Origin of the sequence: Proteus hauseri (assembly GCF_040139125.1) — a bacterium.
Taxonomy (GTDB): domain Bacteria; phylum Pseudomonadota; class Gammaproteobacteria; order Enterobacterales; family Enterobacteriaceae; genus Proteus; species Proteus hauseri_B.
On record NZ_JBEEUB010000007.1, the window covers coordinates 34264 to 58243 of the forward strand.

Annotated in this window: 18 protein-coding genes; 9 read left to right on the forward strand and 9 right to left on the reverse strand. The window is 40.8% G+C overall.

What is annotated here, in order from left to right; translation table 11 throughout:
• Positions 1-2: 2 nt before the first annotated feature.
• The 5 genes from ABN099_RS12395 to ssb1 form a co-directional block, all read right to left on the reverse strand.
• Positions 3-422, reverse strand: coding sequence for a hypothetical protein (locus tag ABN099_RS12395; protein WP_349464117.1), 420 nt, complete (start codon positions 420-422; stop codon positions 3-5).
• Entirely contained in the window at positions 415-2448 is a 2034-nt protein-coding gene (locus ABN099_RS12400; RefSeq protein ID WP_349464118.1) for an integrase, read from the reverse strand. The genes ABN099_RS12395 and ABN099_RS12400 overlap by 8 nt, the downstream gene beginning before the upstream one ends.
• Positions 2441-4003, reverse strand: a complete 1563-nt coding sequence (locus ABN099_RS12405; RefSeq protein ID WP_349464119.1) for a site-specific integrase — start codon at positions 4001-4003, stop codon at positions 2441-2443. Before ABN099_RS12405 ends, ABN099_RS12400 begins: the two co-directional genes overlap by 8 nt.
• Complete coding sequence (locus tag ABN099_RS12410) at positions 3990-5237, reverse strand: tyrosine-type recombinase/integrase (RefSeq protein ID WP_349464120.1); 1248 nt, start codon at positions 5235-5237, stop codon at positions 3990-3992. The genes ABN099_RS12405 and ABN099_RS12410 overlap by 14 nt, the downstream gene beginning before the upstream one ends.
• Positions 5238-5396: 159 nt before the next feature.
• Positions 5397-5924 (reverse strand): single-stranded DNA-binding protein SSB1, encoded by a 528-nt coding sequence (gene ssb1, locus ABN099_RS12415; RefSeq protein WP_349464121.1) that lies wholly within the window; start codon positions 5922-5924, stop codon positions 5397-5399.
• Between the two features lie 252 nt (positions 5925-6176).
• Here ssb1 and uvrA point away from each other — a divergent pair, with 252 nt between their 5' ends.
• The 3 genes from uvrA to ABN099_RS12430 all read left to right on the forward strand — a co-directional run bounded on the left by uvrA (position 6177) and on the right by ABN099_RS12430 (position 12419).
• Positions 6177-9011 carry an excinuclease ABC subunit UvrA gene (uvrA, locus tag ABN099_RS12420; RefSeq protein ID WP_349464122.1) on the forward strand — a complete coding sequence of 945 codons (2835 nt, stop codon included), beginning with the start codon at positions 6177-6179 and terminating at the stop codon, positions 9009-9011.
• Positions 9012-9673: 662 nt separating this feature from the next.
• On the forward strand, positions 9674-11005 hold the full coding sequence (locus ABN099_RS12425) for a hypothetical protein (protein ID WP_349464124.1): 1332 nt from the start codon (positions 9674-9676) through the stop codon (positions 11003-11005).
• A gap of 64 nt (positions 11006-11069) precedes the next feature.
• Positions 11070-12419 carry a serine dehydratase subunit alpha family protein gene (locus ABN099_RS12430; RefSeq protein WP_349464125.1) on the forward strand — a complete coding sequence of 450 codons (1350 nt, stop codon included), beginning with the start codon at positions 11070-11072 and terminating at the stop codon, positions 12417-12419.
• Positions 12420-12528: 109 nt separating this feature from the next.
• Here the strand turns inward: ABN099_RS12430 and ABN099_RS12435 are convergent, their stop codons facing one another.
• The 3 genes from ABN099_RS12435 to dnaB are packed head-to-tail and all read right to left on the reverse strand — an operon-like array spanning position 12529 to position 16320.
• Positions 12529-13725, reverse strand: a complete 1197-nt coding sequence (locus ABN099_RS12435) for an amino acid aminotransferase (RefSeq protein ID WP_349464126.1) — start codon at positions 13723-13725, stop codon at positions 12529-12531.
• Between the two features lie 53 nt (positions 13726-13778).
• A complete protein-coding gene (gene alr / locus ABN099_RS12440; RefSeq protein ID WP_349464127.1) occupies positions 13779-14870 on the reverse strand; it encodes an alanine racemase in 1092 nt (363 codons plus the stop codon).
• A 40-nt stretch (positions 14871-14910) separates the two neighbouring features.
• A complete protein-coding gene (dnaB, locus tag ABN099_RS12445; RefSeq protein WP_349464129.1) occupies positions 14911-16320 on the reverse strand; it encodes a replicative DNA helicase in 1410 nt (469 codons plus the stop codon).
• A 155-nt stretch (positions 16321-16475) separates the two neighbouring features.
• On the opposite strand from dnaB, the gene ABN099_RS12450 reads away from it, so the two are divergent.
• Together ABN099_RS12450 and ABN099_RS12455 are read left to right on the forward strand one after the other, a co-directional pair.
• Positions 16476-17459, forward strand: coding sequence for a quinone oxidoreductase (locus ABN099_RS12450; RefSeq protein WP_349464130.1), 984 nt, complete (start codon positions 16476-16478; stop codon positions 17457-17459).
• A gap of 216 nt (positions 17460-17675) precedes the next feature.
• Positions 17676-17990 carry a hypothetical protein gene (locus ABN099_RS12455; protein WP_349464131.1) on the forward strand — a complete coding sequence of 105 codons (315 nt, stop codon included), beginning with the start codon at positions 17676-17678 and terminating at the stop codon, positions 17988-17990.
• Between the two features lie 66 nt (positions 17991-18056).
• Here ABN099_RS12455 and dusA read toward each other — a convergent pair whose 3' ends face one another.
• Positions 18057-19091 carry a tRNA dihydrouridine(20/20a) synthase DusA gene (dusA, locus tag ABN099_RS12460; protein ID WP_349464132.1) on the reverse strand — a complete coding sequence of 345 codons (1035 nt, stop codon included), beginning with the start codon at positions 19089-19091 and terminating at the stop codon, positions 18057-18059.
• Positions 19092-19728: 637 nt separating this feature from the next.
• Here dusA and ABN099_RS12465 point away from each other — a divergent pair.
• The 4 genes from ABN099_RS12465 (at position 19729) to potC (ending at position 23975) form a co-directional block, all read left to right on the forward strand.
• Positions 19729-20766, forward strand: a complete 1038-nt coding sequence (locus tag ABN099_RS12465; RefSeq protein WP_349464133.1) for a S8 family serine peptidase — start codon at positions 19729-19731, stop codon at positions 20764-20766.
• A 470-nt stretch (positions 20767-21236) separates the two neighbouring features.
• The gene (gene potA / locus ABN099_RS12470) at positions 21237-22352 is read left to right on the forward strand and encodes a spermidine/putrescine ABC transporter ATP-binding protein PotA (RefSeq protein ID WP_349464134.1); all 1116 of its coding nucleotides are present in this window, start codon (positions 21237-21239) and stop codon (positions 22350-22352) included.
• Positions 22336-23196 carry a spermidine/putrescine ABC transporter permease PotB gene (potB, locus tag ABN099_RS12475; protein ID WP_349464135.1) on the forward strand — a complete coding sequence of 287 codons (861 nt, stop codon included), beginning with the start codon at positions 22336-22338 and terminating at the stop codon, positions 23194-23196. The genes potA and potB overlap by 17 nt, the downstream gene beginning before the upstream one ends.
• Positions 23193-23975: a spermidine/putrescine ABC transporter permease PotC gene (gene potC, locus ABN099_RS12480; RefSeq protein ID WP_349464136.1), complete on the forward strand. Its 783-nt coding sequence runs from the start codon at positions 23193-23195 to the stop codon at positions 23973-23975. The genes potB and potC overlap by 4 nt, the downstream gene beginning before the upstream one ends.
• The last annotated feature ends 5 nt before the right edge of the window (positions 23976-23980 follow it).

Genomic DNA, 23980 nt, shown 5'->3' on the forward strand with positions numbered 1-23980 from the left:
TATCATCGATATTCACCGTCAGAACGTTCCCGGTCAATTTTTGTCAACTGCGCATTAAGTTGATGTTCTGTCATTCCATGTTTGTATGCATTGTATTGCCAGATCACAAACTGCTGTTTATACTTCCGATTCTGTTCCCTGAGCTCTTCAATTTCACTTTCAAGATTCACAATTCTGGCTGCTGCAATATTCAAACTAGCTGGTCGTGGATTTTTTTGCCCCCTGCCTTTAAGCGCCTCTTTCTTTGTTTTATAGGCAGTAACTATTGCCTCGTGTGCATTGAGGGACTGCCTTGAAGGCAACTTTCCAACTAAAGGCTCCGCGGCCTCACAGATCGCTGACCAAGACAGTTTTGGTTCCTGCCATCCTCTAATTAGGTTTACGATGGCATTAATGCCTCTGTTATCAAGATGCTTAGCCAAAACCACCCCCTAACAAAGTTGTCAAATCATCTAACATCACGGCTTCTTCACTTTCTTTGCCTTTTTGCTCAATGGTCTCAATGGACTTCTTTTCAACTACGCGGCGAAGATGACTAAAATCATTGCCCCGAAGCTTAATCTGGGCACCTTTTTCAGTATCTGTATCCTCTAAAATAGCGACTAGTTCACGAAGTCGTGTAACTGTTTTTTTATGGTACTGATACCAGCGATCAGCACCCATCTCGCCGCTTTTCACCGCTGTTTCAGCAAGCAAAAACAGTCGCTCTGACTTCACCAGACGCTTTTTAATCCGATCAAACTTTTCAGTATCATCGCCTTTGATACAAACCTGCTCGGTACAATTAACGCAATCTCGGAACTTTTCGCAAGGACTCATGGTGTAATCATGCACGCAGTAGCCATACTCCGTTACATGGACTGCGGCATGCTCTAATGTATTGAACTCCTGCATAGTCACGGGTAGATGCTTTGCCACCACGCCGACAGGCCCAAATAGCGCTTTCGTGGGGTCAAGGCGTTCAGCCATGCCAACCAGTTCGTATTCAGTCATGTGGTTGTAGGTTCGATTCTGCTTCACGTCTGCCCGTCCAGACCACTTGGCAATTTCCAAGTTTGACAGTCCTCCACGCTGGGCAATGGTGTTGAGCAGGTGTCTAGCCTGATGCGAGGTCAATTTGACCCGTTCTCCATTTTCAGTACGATAACCATGACGATCAAAGATACTGGCATGTTTTCCATCCAGAGCCTCGCGAGGAGCCAGATCATTGTTAAAAAAGTTATTGATTGGCTTATGTAATTCAACCGGAAGGCATCCTCGGTTTCCGTGGAACTGATTAACATTCAGTGCAAACAAGGCATTGCTATACTTAATCCCCTTGTCTTTATCAAACCACGGGAAGCCTTCTGGCAAACGTTCCATAGTGTGTTGCCACAGGCTATTTAGCGTATGCACACCATCTTCCTTAGCTAAGCCCCGGCTACCAAGACACGACCTGCACGTCTTTTGAGAGTCATGTGCAAAACCGAGCGCCATACAAGTCTGAACCATCGTCAACGGCACATCATCAGCAACATCAGGGCAGTTAGCATGGCGGTAAAATTTATCCGGGTGTTTCTCTATCCACTTAGCCAGCTGCCGGGCATTTTCAGAGAGCACTCTAACTCTAGCTACGGCTGTTTTAGCGATGTCGGCCATCACGGTTGGTATCCATTTGATATCACCCTCATAGCCTTTCCCTGCAAAGAAACGCCAGCCATAACGTTCTATACCTTCGCGATCAGTTTCAAATACCTCACAATCGACAGGTAGAGCCAAAACTTCAGTAATGCGTGATGGTGCTGACATCAACATCGCAAACACCGATGATGTGAATATATCCCTCTCATTAATTGGATTAGTGGCAAAAATTTCGGCCAGCGCATTGAGAGCAATATCACAGGGCAGTTTCTCCTCTCTATTTTTCTTAGCCTCTCTGCCTGTTTTATTCTTATCACTAGCACGCTGAATTGGATTGACCCAGTCTTGTATAGCGTTTGGTACAAGCTGGTTTTCAACTACAAACTTAGCCAGCCGCTCAATCTCACGGCCGCAACTATATGCTGAGCCATCTGAGTAGTGCTGCCTTGCCAATTCAGCTGCTTCATCAAGCACAGTAATTGACAGGCCATCAATATTTGCACTCCCGTTTACTTGAAGCAAAGACGCCTCAACCGCTCGGAGGGCCTTACTTTCATTTTTTGTCCCCGTGGGATGATGCCCCTGCTGGTAACGGAAATAAGCTTTAGCGAAATCGATGAACTCTGGATCTTGCACCTCTTGGGGTTTTGGTTTGCGAGTAGTAACGCCCAACTTGGCAAACACAGTTATGTTTGGCCACACAGGAGCATCCCAATTGAGTTCGGATCCGAATACAGTCAGTTGATCCCGGCACTTGGCTATGAATGCTCCAAGGTTTTCTGCTACCGTCAGAATAGCCTTTGGCTTGAACTGGAAAATCTCAGCCATTGGTAATTAATCCCTCTTTATCAAGCTCTTCACGACGTTTAGCGCAACGCATAATCACATCTGCCACCGCGATGATGCTACGATCAAGCACAGCAGCAATCTGGATGTCGCCAGTTATCTCTTTCACCCGCTCACGCTCATTAAGCAAGCCCTGATAGACATCTTCATGTGGGCCATCCAGCCATGGCTGAAAATGCATGCAGGTGTAGCAAGGAATAGGAACATTGGCACCACAAAAGCCATGTTCGCCACAAGTTCCAACACCTTGACCCATTTCGGTCCGAATACGGCTGATTGGGTCGTCACCTCGATGCGCATTCTTCTCTGAATCTACAAGTACCCCGACAAATACCTGAGCGTATGGTGCCAATTGAAATCCAACCGCCTCATCCAGCTTTTTCACATGCTCGGGTATATTCTTGATATAAACACCTGCGTTTTGGGTGTCCGTATGGTCCAGCAGTTCCGCTATTACCAACTCGCCAAAACCTTCACGGGCTGCCCGTGTGCCCGAGGTATACCGAAAGCGGCGAGCATTGATATGCAATAGATCACCAGTACGTTCTGACCGGATATCTGATTCTTCTACGATTAAATGGAGTGTTTTAGTTATCACTGAAGCGGCGATGTGGAGTTTGTCAGTGGCAAGCAGGTGGCGAAATTCATAAGGGGATTTGATGGTCGCTAGCACATCAAGATCAGGAAACAGAGGGATCTGCTGCCGGTCAGCTTCCTGCAATTCAATCCCGAGACGATTCTCAACCAGAGTAACAGCATTCCTTGCCTGAGCACTCAGGACTGCCCATAGTTCGAGAGTCATCGCATAGGGCTTGAAGCTTTCGCGAAAAAAGCTGTTACGTTGCTTCGCTCGCGGCACATGCAACACATAGAAGGGTTCACCCTTTTCATTTTCTCCGCAGACAATATCAACCACGCGCAGCTGCGAGATCTGGATTGAGCGACGCCCCGTATGACTGACGCTAAGAGCCATAGCCAACTGAGCGATGGTTATTATGCTCCTTTCATAAGCTCGCACAACCGCCTCGTTAAACGCTTGAAGTTCATTATCCGTCAACGGCCCCTCTAGAGGATCCAATCGCTTAACCACATCCCCCTTACGCCCCCCTTTTAACCTCCACCCCTTCAGCAAACACGCCACGTTCTTGCTAACACCGGGATAGCCCAGCCTGTGCCACTGTCGCAGGAAGGTGCTAACAACACCTAACCGATATTCATAAGCCGCATCCAAAGAAGACCTGTAGCCAATCAACATGATATCGTCGATGCAAGTAGCTTTAGTTGCTCGAATCATTGCTAAGAAACACCAGAAAATACTATGCGTGTAACCAGCAGACATGTTCCTTGCATAGAATGACAGTGTATAAAGAGCTCCCTTCAGAGACTCTGATTCCAGAAGCCCATGTAGCAATCCAACCGGAATAGTGGTGTTTTTATCTAACCGCCATTTTTGATCATGCTGCATAAAATAGTACCCGTTCGCCCTTGCCGGGATTCGCTCGGGAACTAATGCTGGTAAGATGTTATTCGTCATCATTCTTCAAGTCCTCAGGCAAGCGAGTACCGTTAGCTTTTTGTAATGCCAACGCGGCCTCAAACCCTTTTTGCTGAATGAAACGCTTGTTGTAAGTCGCTGCGGTTCCTGAGCTCTCCCTCCAGCCCATTAAGTACGAGCGGACTTGCTCTTGGCGTTCCTCGCTGACTTGCTCATCCATGGCATCCATTCGCTCTGAAAACTTACGATTCCAAGTGTGACGGAGCGAGTGTCCTGATGCAGCATACAATTGCGGCGAGACGGCTCTGACCACGGAAAATATTTTATGATACCCCGCCTTGGAGATAGGGTTTCCCACAGTTGGCCCACGCTTGTAAGTCACAAACAGGTAGTCATTTTTCTTCGCATTTCGGACATTACGACGATCTTGGGTGATATAACCATGCAGTTCTTGAACTAAGGACTCAGCCAACGGTAATAGCCGATCTCGAGTTTTAGTATTAGGCTCATTAGTTCTCGAGTCAGCTCGTTCATCTGCTCGCCTCACGATATGAATCCTGTTAGTGCTAAAGTCGATATCCTGTATTCTGATGTTTAACAATTCGCCACCTCGAATACCAAGATAAAACAGAAGCAAGATCATCAGCCGATTGCGACGCTGGACATCTATTGAAAAAGGGTTCGACGCTGATCTAGGCTGGATGAGTTCAAATAACGCATCTAATTGAACATCACTCAATGACTTATCTTGCAAATCGCCGTTTCTGCCCTGTTTAGACGGCCGGCGCATCTTTATCTGCTCCGCCATTGCATTGATCTGTTCAACAACGTCCAGCTCAGACATCTTTAAGATATGCATCGCATACCAGCGTAAATAGTTGGCAAACGTTGTTAAGCGGGAATGTTGTGTTCCGTTATCCACGATATTAGTCAACTCATCATCCAGCCAAGGGTTGGAGAACGCTTTTGATGGCATCCTGCCTTGCTTGCGCTGAGCAAAATCTCGCAGATCGTCCAGCTCATGTGGCTTGAAGAAATCCTTGGTCAAAAACCGCTGTTCAAGGTTAATGTCACGGCTCTCTAGAAAGCGTAACAACAAGACTAGGTTGTTAGCAGCAGCTAGCTTTGTTGAGAAAGCATTGCCTCTATTGCGGATTTGGGTTGTTAAAAACAAAGTTGGGTAATACATGGGAAGGCCAGTAGCACGATCCACCACCATGCAGTAGCGCTCGCCACTATCCATCACAAATGTTGTAACTCTGTAGTTCTTTTCCATGCGCCCACAACCCATAAACATTACATAATTACAAGGTACACTACATGTTAAAAATCACCAATTTATACAAGACACTTTCTTCCGGCATTAGAAACAAAAACCCCCTGTTTTAACAGGGGGATATTCGTAAATTCTTTACATTTTGTTCTAAGGTCAATCTCAGAACGGAATATCATCATCAAAGTCGATAGGTGGCTCATTGCTTTGAGCAGGTGCTGCTGGTTGTTGAGCTGGGCGAGATTGCGCGCCACCGCTAAATTGTTGTGATGCTTGTGGCTGTTGTGGTTGACCCCAACCGCCTTGACCACCTTGTGAAGGTGCGCTGTCTTGACCACGACCGCCGCTACCTAACATCTGCATGGTGCCACCGATATTTACTACCACTTCAGTGCTATATCTGTCTTGACCACCTTGGTCTTGCCATTTACGAGTTTGTAATTGACCTTCGATATAAACTTGTGAGCCTTTACGCAGATATTCGCCTGCAATTTCCGCTAATTTGCCGAAAATTACCACACGGTGCCACTCGGTTTTTTCTTTCATTTCACCGGTTTGTTTATCGCGCCAGCTTTCTGAAGTTGCCAATGTTAGGTTTGCTACTGCACCACCACTTGGCATATAACGGATTTCTGGATCCTGCCCTAAATTACCGATAAGAATAACTTTGTTTACGCCTCTGCTCGCCATGTGCGGTACTCCTGCGAAAGTAAATTTTTTGAAATCATAAGCGAATAAGTTTACCACGTGCACTAAAATTTGAATATGAACTTGATGAATTTCTCATGTTGTGAACATTGCCGAGCTTTTTCTGTCTCAAAAGGGCATGTTTACATTACCGTCTAATATCACTTTATATACTGTATATCCATTCAGTTAGTTTTGTGTAATAATAATCCGATTATTTCTTTTTCGGCGACTCTCTCAATCCGGGATATGTTCATGGATAAAATCGAAGTACGGGGCGCTCGCACCCATAATCTAAAAAATATCAATTTGGTCATTCCTCGCGATAAACTTATTGTTATTACGGGACTTTCTGGTTCAGGTAAATCTTCTTTAGCTTTTGATACCCTCTATGCAGAAGGTCAACGACGTTATGTTGAATCGCTCTCAGCCTATGCGCGTCAGTTTCTTTCATTAATGGAAAAACCTGATGTTGATCATATTGAAGGTTTATCACCCGCTATTTCGATAGAGCAGAAATCGACGTCACATAACCCACGTTCTACTGTGGGTACAATTACAGAAATTCATGACTACTTGCGTCTGCTATTTGCGCGAGTTGGTGAACCACGTTGCCCTGATCATGACATTCCACTCGCTGCACAAACCGTTAGCCAAATGGTAGATAACGTACTTGAGCAACCCGAAGGCAAACGCTTAATGTTACTTGCCCCTGTTGTTAAAGAGCGAAAAGGTGAGCATGTAAAGCTGCTCAATAACCTTGCTGCACAAGGTTATATTCGTGCGCGTATTGATGGTGAAGTGTGTGATCTTTCTGATCCACCTACTCTAGAACTACAGAAAAAACATACCATTGAAGTGGTGATAGATCGCTTTAAAGTGCGTGACGATCTGGCACAGCGTTTAGCGGAATCTTTTGAAACCGCATTAGATCTTTCTGGCGGTACTGCGGTTATTTCTGATATGGATGACAGCAATACAGAAGATATTATTTTTTCTGCTAATTTCGCTTGTCCGGTATGTGGTTATAGCATGAGTGAGTTAGAGCCTCGCTTATTCTCATTTAATAATCCAGCGGGAGCTTGTCCTACTTGTGATGGCTTAGGGGTACAACAATTTTTTGACCCAGAATTAGTTATCCAGAATCGAGAAATCTCCCTTGCCGGTGGTGCAATTAAAGGTTGGGATCGTCGAAATTTCTATTATTTTCAGATGCTACGATCTTTAGGTGAACATTATCATTTTGATGTTGAAGCTCCATTTGATTCACTACCTGATAATATCCAAAAAGTGATTTTAACGGGCTCTGGTAAAGAGAATATCGAGTTTAAATATACCAATGATCGTGGAGATGTCGTGGTTCGTCATCATCCATTTGAAGGGGTATTAAACAACATGGAGCGGCGTTACCGCGAGACAGAATCAAGTGCGGTACGTGAAGAACTTTCTAAATATATTAGTAATCGTTCTTGTACTTCTTGTGGTGGTACACGTTTACGTCGCGAAGCGCGTCATGTGTATGTTGAAAACATTACATTGCCTGAAATAGCTGATTACAGCATTGGTCATGCAATGACCTTTTTCCAAAATTTAAAACTAAGTGGTCAACGCGCTAAGATTGCGGAAAAAGTACTAAAAGAGATTGGTGACAGACTTAAATTTTTAGTTAACGTGGGTCTAAATTACTTAACGCTTTCGCGTTCTGCGGAAACACTTTCTGGTGGTGAAGCTCAACGTATTCGCTTGGCAAGCCAAATTGGTGCGGGTCTTGTGGGTGTTATGTATGTATTAGATGAACCTTCAATTGGGTTGCATCAACGAGATAATGATCGCTTACTTGAAACACTGATCCACTTACGTAATTTAGGTAATACCGTAATAGTGGTTGAACACGATGAAGATGCTATTCGTGCTGCTGATCATATTATTGATATCGGTCCTGGTGCGGGTATTCATGGCGGTGAAATTGTTGCTCAAGGTACATTAGAAGATATTCTAAATAATCCTAATTCACTTACAGGTAAGTTTTTAAGTGGTGAACGTCGTATTGAAATACCAAAACAACGCGTACCTGTTGATCGCGAGAAAATGCTCACTATTTTAGGGGCGAAAGGCAACAACTTACAAAACGTCAATTTGAAGTTGCCAGTTGGATTATTCACTTGTATTACAGGGGTTTCAGGCTCAGGAAAATCAACGTTAATTAATGATACGTTATTTCCAATAGCACAGCGCCAATTAAATGGTGCAACCAATATCATTCCTGCACCTTATTTAGATGTTGAAGGCTTAGAGCATTTCGATAAAGTTATCGATATTAACCAGAGCCCAATAGGAAGAACGCCTCGTTCAAACCCTGCAACTTATACTGGAGTATTCACACCTATTCGTGAGTTATTTGCTGGTGTACCCGAATCGCGTACCCGTGGTTATACGCCGGGTCGCTTTAGCTTCAACGTAAAGGGTGGTCGCTGTGAAGCTTGCCAAGGTGATGGTGTTATTAAAGTAGAAATGCACTTTTTACCCGATGTGTATGTGCCTTGTGATCAATGTAAAGGTCAGCGTTATAATCGTGAAACCCTTGAAATAAAATATAAAGGAAAAAATATTCACGAAGCGCTAGATATGACCATTGAAGAGGCAAGAGAGTTTTTTGATGCAGTGCCCGCATTAGCGCGTAAATTGCAGACATTAATCGATGTAGGGCTCTCTTATATTCGTTTAGGGCAATCAGCAACAACGCTTTCTGGCGGTGAAGCGCAGCGCGTTAAATTAGCCAAAGAGCTATCAAAACGCGGTACAGGGCAAACGCTATATATTCTGGATGAACCAACAACTGGTCTTCATTTTGCAGATATTGAGCTGTTACTCGAAGTACTTCATCAGCTACGAGATCAAGGTAATACCATTGTGGTGATTGAACATAATCTTGATGTGATTAAAACCGCTGACTGGATTATCGATTTAGGACCTGAAGGTGGTAGCGGTGGTGGTCAGATTTTAGTATCTGGTACACCTGAAAAAGTTGCCGAATTTGAAGGCTCACATACTGCGAGATTCTTGAAGCCAATATTAGAACGCGGTTATTAATAGTAACCCAGTTATTCCTTTATAATCTAAGCGCTACGGAGTGTAAGTGATTTACATTTTGTAGCGTTTTTTTTCCAACAAATAAATCAAACTAATGCCATAGAATTTAATTCTCCTAGAGGGAGCGCTTTTTTTGTCGATAATACTTTCTATATATTTTTTCCGTCTAAATGAGCTTTTTTTTATGAAAAACAAATTAAATAGTTAAATATTCTATTTATTAACTATATTTTAACTAAATACGGTAGAAAGATGTTAAATGGAAAGGATTATCATAGAGTATCGTGATAGACAGCACAGTTTATTTAGGGATTTGTTTCAATTGTTATACTTAACTAATATTGTATAACAATAGCTGTTTTTATATGATTATCAGTTAGTTGTGTAATTATAAACATTACGCTTACGGGAAGGTTATTATTTACTCTTCTCTTTGAACAGATAATCCTACTTTTCTCCTTACGGGAGAAAACTTTTCCAAATCATTTCTGCCTATCACGATTTATAACAACTTTTTTCTCCGCAATATTACCTATCATTTAGCCATAATTAAAAATACCTGCAAGTTGTAAGGTTATTACGTCATCGTGATATGAAATACCTTTTTACCCCCAAATTTCGTTTTGCTATTTACAATTACAATATAAAAAGTGAGTACTAATATGGAAACGGCTTCCTCAAAAACAGAGACAACAAGCTATCCCGCAACTAGTGCTGGCGCACGCCGCGCAGGTATGACTGAAGAACAATGGCGCGCAGCAATTAAATTCAACAGCAATGATGTGGGCTGGGTTATCATGAGTATCGGTATGGCTATCGGTGCAGGTATTGTGTTCTTACCTGTTCAGGTGGGCTTAATGGGATTATGGGTTTTCTTACTCTCATCCGTTATCGGTTACCCCGCAATGTATTTGTTCCAACGTTTGTTTATCAACACGTTGGCTGAATCTCCAGAATGTAAAGACTACCCTAGTGTTATTACAGGTTATCTCGGTAAAAACTGGGGTATCTTGTTAGGTGCACTCTACTTTGTGATGTTAGTGATTTGGATGTTCGTTTATTCAACGGCTATCACCAATGACAGTGCTTCTTATCTACAAACCTTTGGTGTAACAGAAGGTTTATTATCAGAAAACCCATTTTATGGTCTGATTTTAATCTGTGCATTAGTGGCTATCTCTTCTCGTGGTGAACAATTACTGTTTAAAGTATCGAGCTTTATGGTACTGACTAAACTGTTTGTTGTTGCTGCATTAGGGATCTCGATGATTGGTATGTGGCATCTTTATAACGTTGGTGCATTACCACCAGCAGGTCGTTTAATTAAAGAAGCAATCATTACACTGCCATTTACACTGACCTCAATCTTGTTTATTCAAACATTAAGCCCGATGGTTATCTCTTACCGTAGTCGTAATCCAAACCGTGAAGTGGCTCGTCATAAAGCATTACGAGCGATGAATATCGCCTTCGGTGTGCTGTTCTGTACAGTATTCTTCTATGCAATCTCATTCACATTAGCAATGGGTCATGATGAAGCGGTTAAAGCTTACGAACAAAATATTTCTGCTCTAGCAATCGCTGCCAAATTCTTCCCTGGTGGTTGGGTAACCGTAGTTAGCGTTATGCTGAACATCTTCGCAGTAATGACGGCATTCTTTGGGGTCTATTTAGGTTTCCGTGAAGCAACGCAAGGGATTGTGATGAACATCCTGCAACGTTATATGCCAGCGGAGAAAATTAGCCAAAAATGGGTACAAAACGGCATCATGATTTTCGCTGTGTTATTAGCTTGGGGCGCAATTATCCTCAATGCACCCGTACTCAGCTTCACTTCAATCTGTAGCCCAATCTTCGGTATGGTAGGTTGTCTTATTCCTGCTTACTTAGTTTATAAAGTACCGATGTTACATAAATACAAAGGTACTTCACTTTACCTAATTATCTTTACAGGTTTACTGCTCTGTATCTCTCCGTTCTTGGCATTCTCATAGTCGCCAACTTCGGTTTTATCAGGAGTTGTTTTTAGAAACTACAATTAATCCAAGGTGTTAGATTATGAGCCAGAATAAAAATTCTCATTTATGGTCACAGTTTGTTCGTCAATTACGTGAAGGTGTTAAACCCGCAGTAGGTTGTACTGAGCCAATTTCATTAGCACTTGCAGCAGCAAAAGCGACTGCTTTGTTAGGTGAGCCAGTTATACGTATTGAAGCATGGGTTTCACCAAATCTAATGAAAAACGGAATGGGCGTGACAGTGCCTGGAACGGGAATGGCTGGGCTGCCTATTGCAGCTGCGCTTGGTGCAACAGGTGGAGATCCAGAAGCGGGACTTGAAGTTCTGTTAAAAGCCTCTCCCGATGCAGTAGCTCAAGCTAAAACACTGGTTGCTCAAGGTAAGGTTACCGTTGGTGTTAAATCACCGTGTGAAGACGTACTTTACTCTGAAGCTAAAGTGTATGGTCAATCTGGTTATGCAATCGTCAGTATTGCTAGGGAGCATACACATGTTGTTCGTTGTGAATGCAATGGTAACGTTGTTTTTGAAGAAGATAAAACATCGCTAACAAATGATTGTCAATGTACTGGTGATAAACCTTTTACTGATGTTTGTGCAGAAGATATTTATCAATTTGCACTGAATGTTCCGATTAGTGATATCGAATTTATGCTCGATGCTGCTCATTTAAACGGTGCATTATCAGAAGAAGGGCTTCGTAATGCCTATGGGTTAGCAATCGGTCGTACTTTGATTTGCCAGCAGGAAAAAGGCTTCTTAGGTAAGGATTTACTTAATGAAATCATGATCCGTGCATCTGCGGCATCTGATGCACGAATGGGGGGCGCTGTATTACCCGCAATGAGTAACTCAGGATCGGGTAATCAGGGTATTGCAGCGACACTGCCTGTCATGGTTGTTGCCGAGTTTATTAAGGCGGATGATGAAACTTTATTACGTGCGTTAGTTTTATCTCACTTAATGGCGATTTATGTTCATAGTCATTTCCCGCCACTTTCCGCACTTTGTGCTGCAACCACTGCTTCAATGGGCGCAGCAGCAGGAATGGCATGGTTACTAACAAAAGACTTTAACACGGTCAGTATGTCTATCAACAGTATGATTGGTGACATTAGTGGCATCATTTGTGATGGTGCTTCTAACAGCTGTGCAATGAAGGTATCTAGCAGTGCGGCTTCAGCTTATAAAGCGGTATTAATGGCAATGCAGAACCAAAGTGTTGCAGGAACTGACGGTATTGTGAGTGACGATGTCGATAGCTCAATAGCGAACCTCTGCGCATTAGCAACTCATGCAATGCAACATACAGATGTTCAAATTATTGAGATCATGGAAGAAAAAGCGCGTCGTAATGCCGGGGAAAATAAGCAAGCTGCCAGCATATAATAGGTTAAAAGCCTAAAGTGGCAGTGAACATTGTGATGTAGTAAAAAGAGAGACCTGCTTATGTAAATAAGCAGGTCTCTCTTTATTTTGGCAATACTAATGTGGGTGATTAAACACTCACGGCTGCAAATGCTTGAGCAATACGTTGTACGTTGTTGGTATTTACACCCGCCATACAAACACGACCAGTGCCGACCAAATAGATACCAAACTCATTACGTAATCTATCAACTTGTGCTTGGCTAAAGCCTGTGTAGCTAAACATGCCACGTTGCGTTAATAAGTGATCAAAGTTCTTTTCAGGCAGGGCAGTTTTCAGTGCATCAACAAGTGTCGTGCGCATCTCTTTAATGCGATCACGCATATGAGCAACTTCTTTTTGCCATTGTGTTGTTAATACTTGATCTGACAGCACTTGATTGACAACTTGAGCACCATAATTTGCGGGGCTTGAGTAAATACGACGCACACCAGCTTTAAGTTGACCTAAAACGTGTTCACACTCAGTAGTATTATCACAAACAATAGATAAACCACCCGCACGTTCACCGTAAATACCAAAGATTTTTGAAAAAGAGTTACTGATTAACACGGGTAATCCTGCTGCTGCCATAGTACGAATGGCATAAGCATCTTCATCTAAATTCTCAGCAAAACCTTGATAAGCAATATCTAAAAATGGAATTGCTTGGCGAGATTTTAATACTTCAGTGACTTGATCCCACTGTTGTGCTGTTAAGTCTGAACCTGTTGGGTTATGGCAACAAGGGTGCATTAGTACAATGCTTTTTACTGGTAGATTTTTAAAGCAATCTAACAGTGCTTCAAATTTAACGCCTTTGGTTTCAGGGTCGAAATAGGGGTAGTAATTTACGTTAAAACCAGAGCCTGCAAAAATAGAAGCATGATTATCCCATGTAGGATCACTAATCCAAACTTGTGATTCAGGGAAATAGCGATGTAGAAAATCAGCACCCACTTTTAATGCACCAGATCCGCCTAACGTCTGTATTGTCGCGATTTTTTTCTCGGCGATCAGCGGGTTATCAGCACCAAAGAGTAACGCCTGTATTTCACTGCGATAAGGTGCGAGCCCTTCCATTGGTAAATAAAGTGTTGCGGTGGGTGTCATGGCATTAAGTTGCTGACGAGCAACAGAGACAGTCCCTAAAATAGGAGTCTTGCCTTCTTCATCATAATAAAGACCGATGCTTAAATTAATTTTATCCTGACGCGGGTCTTTGTTATAAACATCCATCAACGAGAGAATCGGGTCTCCCGGAAACGCTTCAACCTGTTGAAACACGGCTTAATCTCCAATCACTTTTTGTGTGTCAGATTTATACAATATCTTGTGTGCTATTGTTCGTCTAGGTATTCCATAATGACGCGAGAGGTTAATTTGGTTATCAACTCATAGGCACTAATACCACTATATCTGGCAATTTCTTCAACAGGCAGAACATCACCCCATAAGATAGCTTCATCACCCACATGATCGATAAGTTCAGTACCCAAATCGACACTGATCATATCCATAGAAACTCGACCTACAATAGGCACTTTTCTACCGTTAATCCAAACGGGGGTGCCTGAAGGTGCACTACGTGGATAACCATCACCATAACCTATGGCAATAACACCAAGATAAGTATCCTTATCACTTACCCATGTGCCACCATAACCTACTGATTCTCCTGCTTTATGTTTACGCACGGCAATTAAACTGGTTTTCAGTGTCATTGCTGGGATTAAACCAAAATCAGTTCCTGTCTTTTCATCACCTGTCGGTGAAATACCATAAGTGATAATGCCAGGGCGAACCCATTGGTAGTGGACTTGTTGCCAAAATAAAATACCAGCAGACGCTGCGATAGACTTCTCGCCAGCTTTATTTTGAATAAATTTTTGGAATAGATTGATTTGATTAAGTGTGACTTCTGGAATTTCAGGCTCGTCTGCGCGACTAAAATGGCTCACAATATTGACAGGTTGTTGCACATTTTTACAGGCACAAAGGCGCTGATAGAAAGTCTCAGCATCTTCAGGGCGAACGCCCAAACGATGCATACCTGTATCAAGCTTCATCCACACTTTTACTGGTTCTTCTAACTCTGCGTGTTCTAAAGCTTCAAGTTGCTCAATACTATGGACTACCGTTTCTATATGATTAACAACTAAAATAGGCAGATCACCAGCATCAAAAAAGCCTTCTAGCAATAATATAGGTTTAACAATACCGCCACTGCGCAGTATTAAGGCTTCTCCTATACGTGCAACACCAAAACAATCAGCGTTATCCATTAAGGTGAACGCTGTTTCTAGTAACCCATGGCCATAAGCGTTTGCTTTCACGACAGCTATCAGGCGGCTATGTGGTGCATAGTCTCTCACATGCTGAAAATTGTGACGCAGAGCGCGGCGGTCTATCACTGCGGTTGCCGCTTTCATATTATTCTAAAATTCCTTCTAATCTAGATACGGTAGGTCACTATTCTTCATCGTAAGAAGGACCAGCATAGTTATCAAATCTCGACCACTGACCATTAAATGTCAGTCGTACTGAACCGATAGGACCATTACGCTGTTTACCAATAATTATCTCTGCAATACCTTTTAAATCACTATTTTCGTGATAAACCTCATCACGATAGATAAACATAATAAGGTCAGCATCTTGCTCAATGGAGCCTGATTCACGTAAGTCAGAGTTAACTGGTTTTTTATCAGCGCGTTGTTCCAAGCTACGGTTTAATTGTGATAGCGCAACAACAGGAACTTGCAGTTCTTTGGCTAAGGCTTTCAATGAACGTGATATTTCAGCAATTTCTAGTGTGCGATTATCAGAAAGTGAAGGTACTCTCATTAACTGCAAATAGTCAATCATAATAAGGCTTAAACCGCCATGTTCACGATAGATTCGCCGAGCACGAGAGCGTACTTCAGTTGGGGTTAATCCTGATGAGTCATCAATATACATATTGCGTTTTTCAAGCAAAATACCCATGGTGCTCGAAATACGTGCCCAATCTTCATCATCAAGCTGACCTGTACGTATTCTTGTTTGGTCAACTCGAGAAAGGGATGCCAACATACGCATCATAATTTGGTTGCCGGGCATCTCTAAACTGAAGATTAATACTGGCTTATCTTCCGTCATTGCTGCGTTTTCGCATAAGTTCATGGCGAAAGTGGTTTTACCCATAGAAGGTCGAGCGGCAACAATGATTAAGTCTGATTTCTGTAATCCTGCGGTTTTTTTATCTAAATCCTGGTAACCACTTGAAACACCAGTAACACCATCATGGGGTTTTTGATAGAGCTGCTCTATTTTTTCGACAGTCTCTTCTAAGATGGCATCAATGGCTTTCGGACCTTCATCTTTATTGGCGCGAGTTTCTGCAATTTGGAAAACTCTTGATTCAGCGAAATCAAGGAGATCTTCACTAGTTCGCCCTTGAGGATCAAAGCCTGCATCTGCAATTTCATTGGCTACTTTTATCATATCGCGAACAACAGCACGCTCTCGGACGATATCAGCATAAGCATTGATATTCGCCGCGCTTGGCGTATTTTTTGACAGTTCTGCTAAGTAAGCAAAACCGCCCACATTTTCTAGTTCGCTATTTTGTTCTAATGCTTCTGATAAAGTGATTAGGTCAATAGGTTTGCCTAATTCAAGCAACCGTTGCATCTGCATGAAAATAGTACGATGAGGTCGGCTATAAAAGTCTTCAGCGGTGACACGCTCAGAGACATTATCCCAACGTTCATTATCTATCATCAGACCGCCTAACACGGACTGTTCGGCTTCTAGCGAATGGGGAGGAAGTTTCAGCCCCTCCATTTGTCGGTCTCTAACATCAGACATCAGCTTGTCAGTGGTCTTATTTCTGGCCATAAATCCTGCGCAAAGTCGAAAAAGAATCAATCAGCGCATCAGTATACGCTAACCCAATTATCTGTGCCTTGTAGAAATAACTTTCATTTGTCATTATCTCTTTAGGTCTTTAGAACGCTTGCTTATTTTATCCTAGAAAAATATTGGAGATCACGATGGCTAAACGCATTCAATTTGCAGCTCATGGTAGTGCAGATGTTCTTGAGCTAGCAACATTTACTCCCGCACCGCTTGGCGATAATGAAGTACAAGTTGCCAATAAAGCAATTGGCATTAATTATATTGATACTTATGTGCGTAGTGGGTTATATCCTGTGAATCACTTCCCAAGTGGATTAGGGACAGAAGCTGCAGGTGTTGTTATCAAAACGGGCGCTAATGTCACTTCACTAAAAGAAGGGGATAGAGTTGTTTATGCGCAATCTCCACTAGGGGCATATAGCGATACCCATAATGTACCAGAAAATAAAGTTGCTCGCCTGCCTGATAATATCTCTTTTGAACAAGCTGCCGCCTCTTTTTTAAAAGGGTTAACCGTCTACTATCTCTTTAATGAAACCCATAAATTGCAAGCAGGGGAAACCTTCTTATTTCATGCAGCTGCTGGTGGTGTTGGACTCATTGCTAGCCAATGGGCAAAAGCGATAGGTGCCAAAATGATAGGTACAGCGGGCAGTGATGAAAAAGCGGCAAAAGCTAAAGCTGCGGGTGCATGGGAAGTGATTAATTATCAAACAGAATCTATTGTTGAACGCGTACTAGCACTAACCAATAATCAAAAAGTGCCTGTTGTTTATGACTCGGTAGGTAAAGCAACGTGGCTAGATTCACTAAATTGCTTACAACGCCGTGGTTTAATGGTGAGTTTTGGTAATGCATCAGGTGCAGTAACGGGGGTTGATTTAGGTATTTTAAATAAGCATGGTTCTTTATATGTAACTCGCCCATCCATTTCGGGTTATATCACAACGCGTGAAGAGTTAGATAACGCGAGTGCCGCACTCTTTGATTTAATTGGTAGTGGAAAAATTGATGTCAGTGTCCCTGATAATCAGAAATTTGCTTTAGCTGATGCTAAAACAGCGCATCGTTATCTAGAAAGCCGCCAATCTCAGGGCTCAAGTTTACTAATTCCTTAAGTAAATAACGAAGTAAAATAAAACAACCACCTAATTAACTATTAGGTAGTTGTTTATTATTGTTTTCTTAATTTAATAATATAAAAAAATTTAATATTTATATTTTATATTCTTCATTTGATTGTAATAAAATAGCCGGAATTTTTATTTTAAGTTTATTTTTATTTTTTTTAATTTATATTTTCTGTGGTTTTTTAATTAATGTAGGAGAATGTTATGCAGAAAAATGAATTAAATGATTTTATTGATTTTATCTATGAAGATAATCGTATAAGTAATGTTGAGTTACAATTTATTCGTGATGTTGCAGATGAAAAAATTGAAGCGCTATTTTCTCGATTAGGTCAAAATAATAATTTGTCAGCATTTCAAAAATCAATGGATGTTTCTGTTCAACTAATGCAAGGTGCATTTTTTGATATTAAGAAAAAAGAAGGAAGTGAACAGGGTAAGCAAGAGGTCAAAGAAGCTTTTGAATTTCAAATCGCTTATTTAGTCGCTAATTATAATCGCTTCTTTTCTCAACTTTAATTGATATTAAAATAGAAGATAAATAAAGCTAGAGAGTTAATTTCTCTAGCTTTATTTTAATTGGTATTATTTTTCTGTAACGAATTCTAGCGCACTCTCTAAAACAGATAAATCAGCACCTTGTTTATGGGCATTTTCACTTAAGTGGCGACGCCATTGTCTGGCGCCAGGGATCCCTTGAAAAATACCTAACATATGACGAGTGACATGACCAAGATAGGTTCCTTGTGATAATTCTTTCTCAATATAAGGATACATTGCTCTTACTGCAGCAACAGCATCGGCAATAGGTAATTGATTATCAAATAATTCATGATCAACATGGGCTAATATTGCAGGATTTTGATAAGCCTCACGCCCTACCATTACACCATCCATATATTTTAAATGTTCTTTTGCTTCTTCTAATGACTTAATACCGCCATTAATTGCCATCGTCAGCTGTGGGAAGTCGCGTTTTAATTGATAAACACGCGGATAATCCAGTGGTGGTACTTCACGGTTTTCTTTAGGACTTAAACCAGATAACCACGCTTTACGAGCATGAATAATAAAAGTATCACAGTTATTATCACGGCTCACAGTACCAATAAAGTCACATAGAAACTCGTAGCTATCTAGCTCATCAATACCAATACGTGTTTTAACCGTAACAGGAATGTCTACGACATCACGCATCGCTTTTACGCAATCAGCAACGAGTTGTGCTTCTCCCATTAAACAAGCACCAAAACGTCCATTTTGTACGCGATCAGAAGGGCAACCCACATTTAAGTTAATCTCATTATATCCACGCTCTTGTGCCAGTTTTGCACATTGTGCCAAAGCTTGTGGATCGCTCCCCCCTAATTGCAGAGAAACCGGGTGTTCTTCTTCACTGTATTTTAGGTAGTCACCTTTACCATGAATAATGGCGCCCGTTGTGACCATTTCGGTATAAAGCAGGGTGTTTTTACTCAGTTGACGAAAGAAGTAACGGCAATGGCGGTCAGTCCAATCCAACATCGGCGCAACGGAAAAGCGATTTAAGTTATATATGTTTTTATCGCTATGAATATTATGATTTTCTGTTGTTTTATTGAGTTCTCTATTTTCGGACATGCTGTGATTCTTTCGTCTACTTAGGCGGTGATAGAACCCCCTATTTTAAATAGGGAGATAAAATGAGCGCGCATTATAGCATAGAGAATAACTAGCGCATGAGTGTTCTCGCACTAGAAAGCGTAGGTAAGTAGTAAAATAGTTTCATAAAACCATTAATTTTACGAATGTTTTTAGACGGATTCAATGAATATAACTCAATTTTTTGCTTCTTTTATTTTTAATATACTCTTTAACTATTGGTAAATGTTAAAGAGTGGCGGGTTATTGATTGTAGATAAATCCTGGTTTAATTTTATATTACCACTATCAAAAATAAAAGTAGGCAATGCTCAACCCATTACGTTATAAAAATAAAAATAATAAAGGGAATTTGAGTATGAAAATTCAAAGAAAAATTTTAATAAAAACAAAAAATATAAATCGACCTGATAATAATAAAAGATTTTCATTAAATAATTATCGTAATAATCATCACTCTTTTCTGTCGGTTTTGTTATTAACACCTGTCATTTCTAATGCGTTAAAACTTCCGCCTAAAATAAATTCAGCATTAATTTCAATTGATTTTAATAATTTGAATAATTTTTATTATATTACTCCGCCCCACAATGAAAAATATACACTAGATAAAATAGTGGATATTTTAAAACAACACCCCGATATTGAATATATACAAACCATTCCTATTCAACCTGTTGAGCCTCCCAATATTACGCCGGATTTTACTCATTATCAGCACTATTTAAAATCACCTCAAAAAACACTAAATAATAATCAAATTAAGGGACTAGGAATAATAGAAGCATGGCAGAAAAAAGCCTATGGTCAAGGTGTACAACTAGCGGATATTGAATGGGATTTTAATCTCTCCCATCATGATTTAGCCACAAGTAATATTACGTCTTTACTTCCTTTCAATAAGAAGACAAACCAAGCTGATCATGGCACTGCTGTCGCAGGATTGATAATGGGAAAAAATGATGGAAAAGGGATCACAGGTTTAGCCTGTAAACTAGATATGTTTTATGCCATATCAGAACTTACTTATGGGCGAATTAGTGCCATTATTGCAAGTAAAAGAATATTACATAAAGGAGATATTCTTTTATATGAAATGCAAACTATCTGTGAACAGCAAGCCTTTGTGCCTGCTGATTATGAAATGCATATTTGGGAAGCAACAAAAGCATTAACTGATGCTGGCATTATTGTCATTATGGCAGCAGGAAATGGAGGCGTTAATCTTGATTTACCCGCTTATGCCAGTTATCGACAACGTAATGATAATTGCTCAATACGTGTAGGTGCTGGTTCTCCCTATACATTAAATAGATTACCATTCTCAACTTACGGCTCACCTATCCATGTACAAGCGTGGGGTGAAGAAGTCGCAACAGCAGGTTATGGCGATCTGTTTCATAGCGATAATAACCATACTTATACCGCTAACTTTAGTGGAACATCATCAGCCAGTGCACTCGTCGCTGGTGCAGCTGCAATTATTCAGTCATGGTATAAAAATAAAACACAAAATGTTTTAAGCCCACTACAAATGCGTGAGTTATTAATTAAAACAGGAACTTTTCCGCTATTAAAAGATAAAATAGGCCCTTTACCTAATGTGAATAACGCTATTTTACACTTAAAAGAGCTTATCAAATTGAAACTATAATAAAGACAATAGCTTTGCAAAATAATAGAAAAAATAATGCAATAACCCTTTAAATAGTATGCTGTTTTTATGACTTTCATAGTGAACTAATTAAACGATTTAGCTACATTTTAGTTAAAATAGACCATTATTGTGCTGTTTAGGCGCTAAGAATTAATTAATCATAAAAATGAATGGATTGGTTTAATGCATAACAAATACTAGCTTTATGATTTTATTCTGTTTTTTTCTTATAAATATAAAAATATAATTTATGAGGAAATGCCTAAATATGAATAGTTTTTCATAACTAAAGTGCCTTTTTGCTTTCAATTTAACGTCGCTGCGTTTATCATTTGCCCCTTGTACTATTATACATACGGCGTTGCTGGTTTTGGGCTTCTGTGGAGCATAATGCTCCGGCAGCTCACACAGTCTTTTCCGGCGGCGGTTCTATCTGCATTATTCTTCGGGATAGAGTATTACCTTAAATGACTGAGAAAACATCTCTGATACCACTTGTCGAATTAAAATCCTTAAGTAAAGGTTTCGACGGAAAACAAATCATTTCCCGCCTCGATCTCACTATCAACCATGGCGAGTTTTTAACCATACTTGGTCCTTCGGGTTGTGGTAAGACGACGGTTTTACGCTTAATCGCAGGTTTAGAAGACGTTGATGATGGTCAAATCATCCTCGATGGGCAGGATATTACCCATATCCCAGCTGAACAACGTTTTGTAAATACTGTATTTCAAAGCTATGCACTTTTTCCCCATATGACCGTTTTTGAAAATGTGGCATTTGGTTTACGTATGCAGAAAAGACCGGCTGACGAAATTAATAGTCGCGTTGAAGACGCATTGCGTATGGTGCAACTTGAGGATTTTGCTCAACGTCGTCCCGCACATCTTTCTGGTGGACAACAACAGCGAGTGGCAATTGCGCGTGCTGTCGTGAATAAACCAAAGGTCCTATTGCTTGATGAATCATTATCTGCACTGGATTACAAATTACGTAAACAGATGCAAAATGAGTTAAAAGCCTTACAACGAAAATTAGGAATAACTTTTATTTTCGTTACTCATGATCAAGAAGAGGCACTGACAATGTCAGACCGCATCGTGGTTATGCGTGAAGGGCGTATTGAGCAAGATGGCACACCTCGAGAAATCTATGAAGAGCCAACTAACCTGTTTGTTGCACAATTTATTGGTGAAATAAACATTTTTGAAGCGCGAGTTCTGCATCGTATTGATGAGACACGTATTCGTGCTGATGTTGAGGGGCATGAGTGTGATATCTACACCACATTGTCCGTTAAGCCTAATCAGCAACTCAAAGTACTACTACGACCTGAAGATCTTCGTGTTGAAGAGATTCATGATCTGGAAAATCTCCCCGGACTGATTGGTTATGTACGTGAGCGTAACTATAAAGGGATGACGTTAGATTCTGTCGTTGAAATGGAAAATGGCAAAATGGTGATGGTCAGTGAATTCTTTAATGAAGATGACCCTGATGTTGACCATTCATTAGATCAAAAAATTGCAGTGACTTGGGTTGAAAGCTGGGAGGTCGTACTGGCTGATGAAGAAAACACGTAAACTATTTCAAAACATCGTAATTACGGGTGTTGTGGGTTGGTTGATGGTGTTCGTCTTCTTGCCGAATATCATGATCATTGCGACCAGTTTTTTAACCCGTGATGATGCAAACTTAGTCGAGATGGTCTTTACACTCGATAACTACTATCGCTTATTTGATCCCATGTATGCAGAAGTTCTGTTGCACTCTATCAATATGGCGTTAGTGGCGACATTGGCTTGTTTATTATTGGGTTACCCCTTTGCTTTTTTCCTAGCAAAAATGCCTAAAAAACTACAACCGCTGATGTTGTTTTTATTGATTGTACCGTTTTGGACTAACTCATTAATTCGTATTTATGGATTAAAGATTTTCCTAAGCACCAAAGGCTATTTTAACGAATTTTTGCTGTGGATTGGACTTATTGATAAACCACTAAGAATTATTTATACCCCAGAAGCTGTTGTTCTTGGGTTGGTTTATATTCTATTACCTTTTATGGTACTGCCTTTATATTCCAGCATTGAAAAGCTAGATAAGCCTTGTTTAGAGGCAGCGCGTGATTTAGGTGCCAATAAATTACAAACCTTTATCCGTATTATTATTCCACTCACTATGCCGGGTATTATTGCTGGTTGTTTATTAGTGATGTTGCCAGCAATGGGATTATTCTTTGTCGCAGATTTAATGGGTGGCGCGAAAAATCTACTCATTGGTAACGTGATTAAGAGTCAATTCCTGAATATTCGAGATTGGCCATTTGGTGCAGCAACCAGTATTTGCTTAACGCTAGTGATGGGATTAATGCTATTTGTCTATTATCGAGCCGTGAAGCTACTGCATAAGAAGGTAGAAATAGAATGATAGGACGGTTATTGCGTGGTGGATTTATGTCCATTATTTACGCGTATCTTTATATCCCGATCATCATTCTGATAGTTAATTCATTTAACTCATCACGCTTCGGGATTAACTGGAAAGGTTTTACCACCGATTGGTATACCATTTTATTTAATAATGACAGCCTGCTCCAAGCTGCCGGGCACTCATTAACAATGGCAGTAACATCAGCCACCTTTGCTACCTTAATTGGTTCATTGGCGGCAGTTGCACTATATCGCTACCGTTTTCGTGGCAAGAAGTTTGTCGGCGGAATGTTGTTTGTGGTGATGATGTCCCCAGATATTGTTATGGCAATATCACTGTTAGTTTTGTTTATGATACTGGGTGTTTCATTAGGTTTTTGGTCGCTGTTAGTTTCGCATATTACATTTTGTTTACCCTTTGTTGTTGTAACGGTTTACTCCCGATTAAGTGGTTTTGATGTAAAAATGCTAGAAGCAGCAAAAGATTTAGGTGCGGGTGAATTTACTATTTTACGTAAAATTATTATGCCTCTTGCAATGCCTGCAATCGCTTCAGGTTGGTTATTGAGTTTTACATTATCGATGGATGACGTTGTGGTTTCCTCTTTTGTAACGGGTCCTAGTTATGAAATATTGCCATTAAAAATATACTCAATGGTAAAAGTTGGTGTATCACCAGAGGTTAATGCGCTCGCAACCATCCTATTAGGTCTATCATTAGTATTAGTATTAATTAGCCAGTTGATCTTAAGAGACAGAACAGGAAAAACGGCATAATTTAC